General features: G+C 72.9%; 8 protein-coding genes. 3 read left to right on the plus strand and 5 right to left on the minus strand.

What is annotated here, in order from left to right; genetic code table 11:
• The first annotated feature begins 250 nt into the window (after window positions 1-250).
• Window positions 251-2914: a DNA polymerase I gene (gene polA / locus ASF38_RS12645; RefSeq protein ID WP_055965877.1), complete on the plus strand. Its 2664-nt coding sequence runs from the start codon at window positions 251-253 to the stop codon at window positions 2912-2914.
• A gap of 33 nt (window positions 2915-2947) precedes the next feature.
• On the opposite strand, the gene ASF38_RS12650 is transcribed toward polA, so the two are convergent.
• Window positions 2948-4150, minus strand: a complete 1203-nt coding sequence (locus tag ASF38_RS12650; RefSeq protein ID WP_055965879.1) for a hypothetical protein — start codon at window positions 4148-4150, stop codon at window positions 2948-2950.
• A 95-nt stretch (window positions 4151-4245) separates the two neighbouring features.
• Here ASF38_RS12650 and ASF38_RS12655 point away from each other — a divergent pair, with 95 nt between their 5' ends.
• Window positions 4246-5973: a hypothetical protein gene (locus ASF38_RS12655; RefSeq protein WP_056576418.1), complete on the plus strand. Its 1728-nt coding sequence runs from the start codon at window positions 4246-4248 to the stop codon at window positions 5971-5973.
• Here ASF38_RS12655 and ASF38_RS12660 read toward each other — a convergent pair.
• Genes ASF38_RS12660 through ASF38_RS12670 form a run of 3 tightly spaced genes read right to left on the minus strand, consistent with a single transcriptional unit; the run spans window position 5923 to window position 8907 of the window.
• Window positions 5923-6675 carry a decaprenylphospho-beta-D-erythro-pentofuranosid-2-ulose 2-reductase gene (locus ASF38_RS12660; protein ID WP_055965883.1) on the minus strand — a complete coding sequence of 251 codons (753 nt, stop codon included), beginning with the start codon at window positions 6673-6675 and terminating at the stop codon, window positions 5923-5925. The genes ASF38_RS12655 and ASF38_RS12660 overlap by 51 nt on opposite strands.
• Before the next feature lie 7 nt (window positions 6676-6682).
• Window positions 6683-8032, minus strand: coding sequence for an FAD-binding oxidoreductase (locus tag ASF38_RS12665; RefSeq protein ID WP_235493023.1), 1350 nt, complete (start codon window positions 8030-8032; stop codon window positions 6683-6685).
• Window positions 8029-8907, minus strand: a complete 879-nt coding sequence (locus ASF38_RS12670) for a decaprenyl-phosphate phosphoribosyltransferase (RefSeq protein WP_056576421.1) — start codon at window positions 8905-8907, stop codon at window positions 8029-8031. The genes ASF38_RS12665 and ASF38_RS12670 overlap by 4 nt, the downstream gene beginning before the upstream one ends.
• A gap of 87 nt (window positions 8908-8994) precedes the next feature.
• On the opposite strand from ASF38_RS12670, the gene ASF38_RS17615 reads away from it, so the two are divergent.
• A complete protein-coding gene (locus ASF38_RS17615) occupies window positions 8995-9141 on the plus strand; it encodes a hypothetical protein (protein WP_156364839.1) in 147 nt (48 codons plus the stop codon).
• A gap of 84 nt (window positions 9142-9225) precedes the next feature.
• On the opposite strand, the gene ASF38_RS12675 is transcribed toward ASF38_RS17615, so the two are convergent.
• Window positions 9226-10311 carry a glycosyltransferase family 4 protein gene (locus tag ASF38_RS12675; protein WP_056576426.1) on the minus strand — a complete coding sequence of 362 codons (1086 nt, stop codon included), beginning with the start codon at window positions 10309-10311 and terminating at the stop codon, window positions 9226-9228.
• Between the last annotated feature and the right edge of the window lie 41 nt (window positions 10312-10352).

Genomic DNA, 10352 nt, shown 5'->3' on the forward strand with positions numbered 1-10352 from the left:
AGACCGATCGGGGCGCGAGCCGCGGCAGCGCAGCAGCGAGCCGAAGCTCCGGCGGGCGACGCGGCAGCGAGCCGAGGCCCTCGCAGGCACCGCAGCAGCTCACCGAAGCCCCGCAGGTGCTGCACCGAGCAGCTGCGCGATGACCGCGACCGGCGCCGCAGCAGGCCCGAGACGCGCGCACCACCGGTGGCCGCCATCGCCCGCCCCCGCACCCCGAGCCGTGTCGGTCCGAGCGTCTAGAGTCGAGCGCGTGGATCGACTGCTGCTGATCGACGGTCACTCCGTCGCCTACCGTGCCTTCTTCGCCCTCCCCGTGGAGAACTTCTCCACCACCACGGGCCAGCACACCAACGCGGTGTTCGGGTTCACCTCGATGCTCATCAACGTGCTGCGCGACGAGCAGCCCACGCACGTCGGCGTGGCGTTCGACGTCTCGCGCCGGACGTTCCGCACCGAGGAGTACGCCGAGTACAAGGGCAACCGCGCCAAGAGCCCCGACGAGTTCAAGGGGCAGGTCACGCTCATCAAGGACGTGGTCGCCGCCCTCGGGATCACGAGCTTCGAGAAGGACGGCTTCGAGGCCGACGACATCATCGGCACCCTCGCCACCCAGGCGCAGGCCGCCGGCATGGAGGTGCTGATCTGCACCGGCGACCGCGACGCCCTCCAGCTGGTCACCGACACCACCACGGTGCTGTACCCGCGCAAGGGTGTCTCCGACCTCGCCCGCATGACCCCGGCGGCTGTCGAGGAGAAGTACGGCGTCACGCCCGAGCACTACCCCGAGATCGCCGCCCTGGTGGGCGAGACGAGCGACAACCTCCCCGGCGTCCCCGGCGTGGGTCCCAAGACCGCCGCCAAGTGGATCAACCAGCACGGCTCCCTCGAGGCGCTCGTCGCCGACGTGGACGCGGTGCCCGGCAAGGCGGGGGAGTCGCTGCGCGAGCACCTCGACTCCGTCCTGCGCAACCGGCGCATCAACGCGCTCGTCCGCGACCTCGAACTCCCGGCCAAGCCGGCCGATTTGGCGTTCAGCACCGAGTGGAACCGCGACGCCATCCACCAGGTCTTCGACGCGCTCGAGTTCGCCGCGCTGCGCACGCGACTCTTCGAGTACCTCGGTGGCGGCGACGAGGCCACCACCGACGCGGCCTCGGTCGAGGTCGAGGTCGACCTGCCGGGCGAGGGCGGGCTCGCGGCCTGGATCGACGAGCACCTGGGCGAGGAGGCCGTCGGCGTCGAGGTGGCGGGAGTCCTGCGACCCGTCGGCCCCCGCGTCGACACCGTCACGATCGCCACGCCCGGCGGCCGCGCCGTCTCGTTGTCCCCGGAGTCCCTCGGACCCGACGACGACGCCGCCCTCCAGGGCTGGCTGGCCGACCCGGCCCGGCCCAAGGTCATGCACGACGCGAAGGGGCAGCTGCACGCGCTCGCCGCGCAGGGCTGGACGATGCAGGGCCTCGTCGCCGACACGGCGCTCGCGGCCTACCTGGTGCGTCCGGACCAGCGCTCCTACGACCTCGCCGACCTCGCCCTGCGCTCGCTCAAGCGCGACATCGCGGTGAGCGACGACTCCGGGCAGCTCGCGTTCGACGACGACACGGCCGGCGCCGAGGGTGCCGCGCAGCGGGCACGCGCCACCCTCGACCTCTGGACCGTGCTGCGCGAGGAGCTGGAGCAGCAGGAGTCCCTCGGCCTGCTCGACGACCTGGAGCTGCCGCTCGTCGACGTGCTCGCGCGGGCCGAGACCGCCGGCATCGCGGTCGACACCGACCACCTCGACGCGCTGCACGCCGAGTTCACCGAGCGCATGGTGGCCGCGGCCGACGAGGCCTACGCAGCGATCGGCCGTGAGGTGAACCTCGGCTCGCCGAAGCAGCTGCAGGAGGTGCTCTTCGACCAGCTCGACATGCCCAAGACCAAGCGCACCAAGACCGGCTACACCACCGACGCAGAGGCGCTGCAGCAGCTGTTCGTCAAGACCGAGCACCCGTTCCTCGAGCACCTGCTCGCGCACCGCGACGTCACCCGGCTGCGGCAGACCGTCGAGGGTCTGCAGAAGACCGTGCAGCCGGACGGGCGCATCCACACGACCTACTTCCAGACCATCGCGGCCACGGGCCGGCTCAGCTCGGCCGACCCGAACCTGCAGAACATCCCGATCCGCACCGAGTCGGGCCGACGCATCCGCGAGGCCTTCACCGTCGGCGAGGGCTACGAGACGCTCCTGACCGCCGACTACAGCCAGATCGAGATGCGGATCATGGCCGACCTGTCCGAGGACGCCGACCTCATCGAGGCGTTTCGGTCGGGCCACGACTTCCACACCGTCATGGCGGCCAAGGTCTTCGAGCGCGAGCCCACCGACATCGACGGTGGGCTGCGGGCCCGCATCAAGGCCATGAACTACGGCCTGGCCTACGGGCTCTCGGCCTACGGGCTGAGCCAGCAGCTGCAGATCTCCACTGGTGAGGCGCAGGGCCTCATGGACGACTACTTCGAGACCTTCGGCGGGGTGCGCGACTACCTGCACGGCGTCGTCGAGGAGGCCCGCCAGACCGGCTTCACCGCGACGATCCTCGGCCGACGCCGCTACCTGCCCGACCTGGTGAGCGACAACCGCCAACGGCGGGAGATGGCCGAGCGCATGGCCCTCAATGCTCCCATCCAGGGGTCCGCGGCCGACATCATCAAGGTCGCCATGCTCGGCGTCGACGCCGCCCTGCGCGAGCAGGGCCTGCGGTCGCGGCTGCTGCTGCAGGTCCACGACGAGCTCGTGCTCGAGGTCGCCGCCGGGGAGCGCGACACGCTCGAGGCGCTGGTCCGTGAGCAGATGGCCGCGGCGGCCGACCTGTCCGTCCCGCTCGACGTGTCGGTCGGCACCGGACGCACGTGGCACGAGGCCGCGCACTGAACCCTGCGTGGCCCCTCGCGGGGTGGAGGACCGTCAGTGGTCCTGGGTGGTCGTCCGCCCCGGGACGAACCAGACGATGACCGCCAGGACGGCCGAGACCGAGGCCACGGTGGTCACCAGCCCGGTCAGGTGCACGTCGAGCCCGTAGGCGACGCCCACCACCACGGCGGCGCCGGCCCACACGAGCACGACCACTCCGTGCGCGTGGCGGGCGAGAGCGTCGAAGACCAGCAGGTGCACGACGGCCAGGCAGGACCCGGCGAGGGCGAAGAGCCACAGGCGGCCGGCGATCTCCTCGTACTGCTCGCCGCCGACGAGCACGAGCGCGAGTCGTGGCAGCAGTGCCGTCGCGGCGACGGCCACGGCTCCGAGGCCCGCCACGGCCAGCACCGCCTGGGTCCGGGCCCGGCGGGTCTCGTCGCGCGCGAGGTCGGGGAACAGGACCACGCTGACGAACTGCGGGGCGAACAGGGCGGCCTTCGAGAGGATGAGCCCGGCCGCGTAGAGCCCGGCCTCGCCGGCCTCGAACCGGTTGCGGGCCACCAGGGCGTCCAGGCTGCTCAGCACGAAGTAGGCGAGCAGCGCGTGCGAGCCGAGGACGGCCTCGCGCACGAGCGGGCGGCGGCTGATCCCGCGCGGGTGCAGCACGTGGCCGCGCAGGAGCGGGGCGCCCACCAGGACGGGCACCCACGCACCGAGGGCGATGCCCACCATCGCCGACGTCGCCGAGGGCTCCACGAGGAGGGCCGCCGTCCCGAGGACGAGGCGGCCGAGCCCGTTCGCGAGGTAGATCGCCGTGAGCGACCCCCACCGCTCCGAGCCCTGCGCGACCCCGGCCTGCGCGCCCATCACGGTGAGGGGCACGAGGGTCAGCCCGGCGAGGACGATCGGCCACGGCGAGTCGAGGCGCAGCAACGGCACCAGCACCACCGAAAGCAGCGCCACGACGGCGCCCACCGCGAGCGCTGCGGCGGCCGTCACCCGCACCACGACGCCGACGACGTCGGCGCGATCGTCGGGGGCCACGGCGATGCGCCGCGCCGTGACGGCCTGGATGCCGAGCGACACCACGTTGCCCATGAGCAGGATGCCGAGGAGGGCCACCAGGGCGCCGAGCTCGGCAGGCACCAGGTTGCGGGCGGCCGCGACGGTGAACCCGTAGATCGCGACGTTCATCCCCATCATGCCGAGCGCCACCGTCGATCCGCTCGAGAGGCGGTGGCTGGTGCTCGTCACCGGGCAACCCTAGCGACGGCCTGGTTCCCGCGCCTCGCCGAATCGTCCGGCGGGGGGAGGTTGCTCACCTAGTCTGTCCTCGACAAGGGAGGCACATGGCCGCGTGGCGCCGCACGATCGTCCTGCAGTGGAGCCTGCTGCTGGCGGTGCTCGTGGGGCTGCCCTGGTTCCGGCCGGGCTTCGTGCTGTCCTACGACATGGTCTGGGTCCCGCGTCTGGACCTGGGGCGTCCGGACCTGTGGGGGCTCGGTTCGGCCCTGCCGCGCGCCGTGCCCTCCGACGCCGTGGTGGCCGTGCTCGGGGCGGTGGTGGACCCTCAGCTCGTCCAGAGACTGGTCCTGCTCGGTGCCCTGTTCCTCGCTGGGGTGGGCGGCGCCCGGCTGGTCGCGACGGCGGGCCTCGCCGGGCGCACGGCCGCGGCGACGATCGCGATCTGGAACCCGTACGTGCTGGAGCGGCTGGCCATCGGCCAGTGGCCCATGCTGCTCGGCTACGCGGCGATCCTGTGGCTCGTGGCCGAGCTGCGCCGCGACGACCCACGGCTGCGCACGGTCGTCCTGGCGCTGGCCGGGACCGCGCTCACGCCCGCAGGCGGGCTCATGGGTCTCGCGGTCGCCGTCCTCGCCGGTGCGCGGTTCGGTCTGGTGCGGATCACCGTGCTGGCGGCGCTGCTCAACGCACCGTGGCTGGTCTCGTCGTTCCTGCGCGGATCGGTGCGGGCGGACCCCGGCGGCGTCGAGGCCTTCGCGCTGCGCTCGGAAGGACTGCTCGGCCACGTCGGCACGGCGTTCTCGCTCGGGGGCATCTGGAACGCCGACGTCGTGCCCGAGGGCCGGGGATCGACCCTCGTGGTGGTCCTGACGGTGACGGTGTGGGCCCTGGCCCTGCTCGGGCTGGGTGTGCTGGCCCGGACCGCTCGTCCCGACCTCGTCGCCGTGCTCCTGGTGGCGGTGGCCGGTCTCGCCGTCGCGTTCACCGGGTGGCTCGCGCCGACGGCCCTGGCGGACCTGGTGGCTGCGTTCGGGCCGGCGGCGGTGCTCCGCGACGGGGCCCGCTACCTCGCACTCGTGGCCCCCGCACTGGTGGTCGGCTTCGGCCTCGGCGCCGACCGGCTCGTGGCCCTGTCCCGGCCGCGCGGGCTCGCGGCGGCACCGGCCGTCGCAGGCCTGCTGCTGCCGCTGGCCGTCGTCCCCGCGCTGGCCGACGGGATCGGGGGCCGCCTGGAGCCCGTGCAGTACCCCAGGTCGTGGGAGACCGCACGGCTGGTCGTCGAGCGGTCGACGGTGCAGGGCGACCTCGCGGTGCTGCCCTTCACCGCCTACCGTGCGCCCTCGTGGAACGCGGGCCGCCCGGTGCTCGACCCGGCGGGTCGCTTCTTCGACCGGCCGACGGTGACCGACGACCGGCTCGTCGTGTCCGGCCGCACGGTCGCGGGGGAGGACCCGCGGGCCGCCGCCGTGCGACGCGCCCTGGCGTCCGACGACGTGCCCCGCGCGCTGGCGCGGCTCGGCATCGGGCTCGTCGTGCTCGACACCACGGCTCCCGACGCCGATCGTGCCGCCCGGTCGGTGCGGGGCCTGGAGCTCCTGGGTGGCACCGACCTGCGGGTGTACGCGGTCGAGGGTGCGAAGGAGGTCGGGGTCGACGACACGGACCGGGCCGTGATGACCGCGGTCTGGGTGGTGTGGGCCGTGGTGGTGGGCGCAGCCCTCGCGGGCAGCGCCACCGGCGCGGCCCGTCGCCTGGGGGGCCTCCTGACGTCGAGCCGCGGCTCAGAGGGGCAGCCGGCGGAACAGCGGCCGCGGCACGTGCCGGAGCCCTGACATGACGCCTCGGAGCGGCTTGGGCACCCACACCTGCTCCCGACCATCCCGGACCGCGTCGACGATCGCCGCAGCCACGGCCTCCGGCGTCGTGGCCAGGGGAGCCGGCTCGAGTCCGTGCGTCATCGTCGAGTGCACGAATCCCGGACGCACCACGACGACCCGCCCGCCGTGCTCGCGCACGGCCTCCCCGAGGCCCGTGTAGAACGTGTCCATCCCGGCCTTGCTCGAGCCGTAGACGAAGTTCGAGCGGCGTGCCCGCTCACCGGCGACGCTGGACAGCGCCACCACCACACCGTGTCCCTGACGCCGGATCCGTGCCCCGAGCGCCACCCCGACCGTCACGGCGGCGACGTAGTTCACGGTCGCGATCTCGTGCGCGAGACCGACGTCCGTCCAGGCGCGCTCCTGGTCACCGAGCACCCCGAAGGCCACCAGGGCGACGTCGACGTCGCCGGGGACCGCGTCGACCACGGCAGCGTGGCTCGAGGTGTCGGCCGCCTCGAAGTCGACCGGGGTCACCACGCACCCGCGGGCGCGGAGCCGCTCGACCGCGTCGTCGCGCCGCTCACCTGGTCGGGCGGCGAGCGTCACCTCGAGACCGGGCGAGGTACGCGCCCACGCCTCGGCCGTGGCCATCGCGATGTCGGACGTGCCTCCGAGCAGCAGGACGGAGGTGGGGATGCCGAGGGCGTTGATCACGAGGGCCTCACAGGTCGAGTCGGCGGGACAGGTCCGAGCGCAGGACGCGTCGGGGGTCGACGGTGTCACGCACGGCGCGGAACTCGTCGAGCCGGGGGTACATCCGAGACAGCGTGGCCGCCGAGGTGCGCGAGTCCTTCGCCAGGTACAGGCGTCCTCCGGCGTCGACGACGATCCCGTCGAGCCGGTCCAGGAGGGGCTGGAGACCTCGTCGGACGGGCAGGTCCACCGCGACCGTCCATCCCGGGGTCGGGAACGACAGCGGGGCCGGGTCGGCAGCGCCGAACCGCTTCAGGACGTTGAGGAAGGAGGCGTGACCGGACGCCGCGAGCGTCGTGACCATGTCCCGCAGCGCCGACTCGGCGCCGAACGGCACGACGAACTGGTACTGGGCGAAGCCTCGGGGCCCGTAGACCCGGTTCCAGTCGGCGACCACGTCGAGCGGGTGGAAGAACTGGGTCACGTCCTGCAGCTCGTCGACCCGGTGCCGCGGCGCCTTGCGGAACCAGAGCTCGTTGAAGACGCGGACCGTCACCGGGTTCACCAGGCTCGTGGGGGGCACGAGCGGGAAACGGCCCAGCTGGGGAGCGGCCAGCTCGAGACGGCCCGCGGATCGGGCGGCGTCGAGGTCCTCTCGCCGTGCGGCGCGGCCACGGGTGATGACGGAACGGCCCGTCGCCGACCCTCGGGCAGCGGCGTCGAACCACGCGACGGAGTACGGGTACGCGGCGTCGCGCTCGGCCAGTGAGGCCAGCAGGGTCCGGAGGTCGTCGGTGCGCTCGGTGTCGACCACGAACCATGACGTCTCGGCGCGGTGCAGGGCGATCGTGGCCTGCGTGACGATGCCGGTGAGACCCATGCCGCCGACCGTCGCCCAGAACAGCCGGGGATCGGCGTCGTCGGGACGCACGGTCAGCACGTCGCCGGAGGGCAGCACCAGCTCGAGCTCGGTGACGTGCCTGCCGAAGCTGCCGTCGCGGTGGTGGTTCTTCCCGTGGACGTCCGCGGCGATGGCGCCACCCACGGTGACCTGTCGGGTCCCGGGGACGACCGGGAGCCACAGACCGAGCGGCAGGAGCAGTCTCATGAGGCGGTCGAGACTGCACCCGGCCTCCACCGTCACGGTCGCCGCGGCGACGTCGACGTCCAGGACGCGGTCCATGCCGGTGAGGTCCAGGACCGTGCCGCCGGCGTTCTGCGCCGGGTCGCCGTAGCTGCGTCCGAGCCCACGGGCGATCGCGCCGCGTGGACCGCCGGCCCCGAGGGCGGACCGGACGTCGGCGACCGACCGGCACGTCTCGACGGTCGAGACCGTCGGCATGGTCCGGCCCCAGCCGGTCAGGCTGCGCGGCGTCACGAGACGTAGACCCCGACGGCGAAGAGCACGATCCAGGCCGCGGCCAGGACGAGCAGCACGGGATCGCGCATCACCGCGTCCTCGGGCTCCCCGGCGAGGCCACGGTCGATGTCCACCGCGTAGCGCAGCATGCCCAGCACGAAGGGCGCGATGGAGAGGGCCTGCCAGTTCACCGTGGCGTCGGAGGGGATCTCGAAGGCCCACAACGAGTACGCCGTGACGGCGACGGCCGCGGCCGTGCTCCACACGAAGCGCAGGTAGGACTCCGAGTAGAGCGCGAGCGACGGCCGGGTGCCCCCCTCGGCGCCGACACCGAGCAGCTCGGAGTACCGCTTGCCCGCGACCATGAAGAGCGATCCGAACGAGGCGACGAGGAGGAACCACTGCGACAGGGGCACGTCGGCGGCGACGCCCCCTGCGATCGCCCTCAGCAGGAACCCCGAGGAGACGACGGCGAGGTCGAGGACCGGCTGGTCCTTGAGCCAGTAGGCGTACGCCACCTGGACGACGAGGTAGACGAGAAGGACCACGGCCAGCATGGGTCGCACGGCGACGGCGAGTCCCACTCCTGCCACGGCGAGCACGGCCGCGGAGACGACGGCCGTCGACCTCGACAGCTCCCCGGACGCCACCGGACGGTGACGCTTGCGGGGGTGACGACGGTCGTCCTCGACGTCCACCACGTCGTTGAGCAGGTACACGGCCGCGGCGCACGCCGTGAAGGCCACCAGGGCCGTCGAGACCGATCGGAGCACGGTTCCGTCGGTCAGCACCCCGGCAGCGAGGGGTGCCGCGAGCACGAGGAGGTTCTTGGTCCACTGGCGCGGACGGGTCGCGCGCAGGAGGGGCGCTCGCCGGCGCGTGGAGGTCGTCATGGCACCGCCCAGGGTAGGCGCAGCGAGGTTCGCGCCCTGACCCCGACCGGCTGGTAACATGGTGACGTCTTGAGGGAGGACATCACTGTGGGAACTTCAGCCATCGGCGGCATCGTCGCCTTCTTCGTCGGGTGCGGTCTGGCAGCGGCCACCGCTGTCGGCGTCGTCCAGTCTCAGCAGAGTGCCGGCACCGAGCCGGTGGAGACGTCGAACGTCAACTACGGCAACAACTGACGAACTTCCGACGGGACGGCCTTCGCCGCTCGTCCGACAGGGTCCGGTCCGTGAGGATCGGGCCCTCTTCGTCGTGGTGGGTGCTCAGCCGTCCAGCACGTCGGCGAAGCGCTGTTGCGCCCCCGGCCAGGTGAAGGTCGCCGACTTCGCCCGCGCACCCTCGCCGAGGAAGGTCCGCCACTGGACGTCGCCCACGACCTCGCACGTCGCCGCGACCAGCTCGTCGTGGTCGTCGACGAGAAGTCCGGAGTCCTTGTGGTCGATCGACTCGGTCGTCCCGCCGGCCGACCGGTAGGCGATGGTGGGGGTGCCGTGGGCCCCGGCCTCGCCGACGACCAGGCCCCAGCCCTCCTTGAGCGAGGGGAGCAGCATCACCCAGGCCTCGGCGAGGAGCTCGTGCTTGCGGAGGTCGTCGACGTGGCCGTGGAACGTGACGGCGTCGGTGAGCCCACGTCGTGCGACGTAGTCGTGCAGCTCCTCGGACCACCATCCGTCGCCGACGACGTCGAGCGTGGCGCCGGGATGACTCGTCCGCACGGCCTCGAGGGCGTCGACGGCGTGCTCGACCTGCTTGTGCGGGACCAGCCGTCCGAGGACGCAGAGCCGGGCGAGCTCGCTGCGGCCGGCACGAACCTGCGGCGGCGCGGCGGTGCCGTTGTGGACGACCGTGATCCGGTCGTCGTCGACACCCAGCTCGACGAGCTCACGTCGGCTGGCCTCGGACACCGTGACGTACCGGCTGCGCCGGTACAGCCGCGGCGAGAGTCGGCTCTCGATCCACCAGCCCAGGCGGCCGACGACCCCCGGGTACACGACGGGCCACTGCTCGCGGTGCACGTGGTGCACGAGCACCACGACCGGTCGGCGGGTGGCCAGGCGGGTGAAGAACGGCAGGCCGTTCTGCACGTCGACCACGAGGTCGACCCGACCGTAGCGACGCAGGAGCAGGCGCAGCACCGTGACGAGGTAGATGTCGAGCTTGGTGCCCCGACGGACGTAGCGCACACCGTCGACGACCTCGTCGTCCGCCGCCGCGGGGTGCTTGGCGCAGGCGATGGTGACGTGGTGCCCGCGCGCGACGAGGCCACGGGCCATCTGCTCGACATAGAGCTCCGACCCGCCGCCCTCGGGGTTGCGGGTGTCTCGCCAGTTGCAGATCAGGATGTGCACGTCATGCCCGGCCGGGGCCGGTCCTCCCTCGACGCCGACCG

This window comes from Aeromicrobium sp. Leaf272 (assembly GCF_001422865.1).
Classification (GTDB): Bacteria; Actinomycetota; Actinomycetes; order Propionibacteriales; family Nocardioidaceae; genus Aeromicrobium.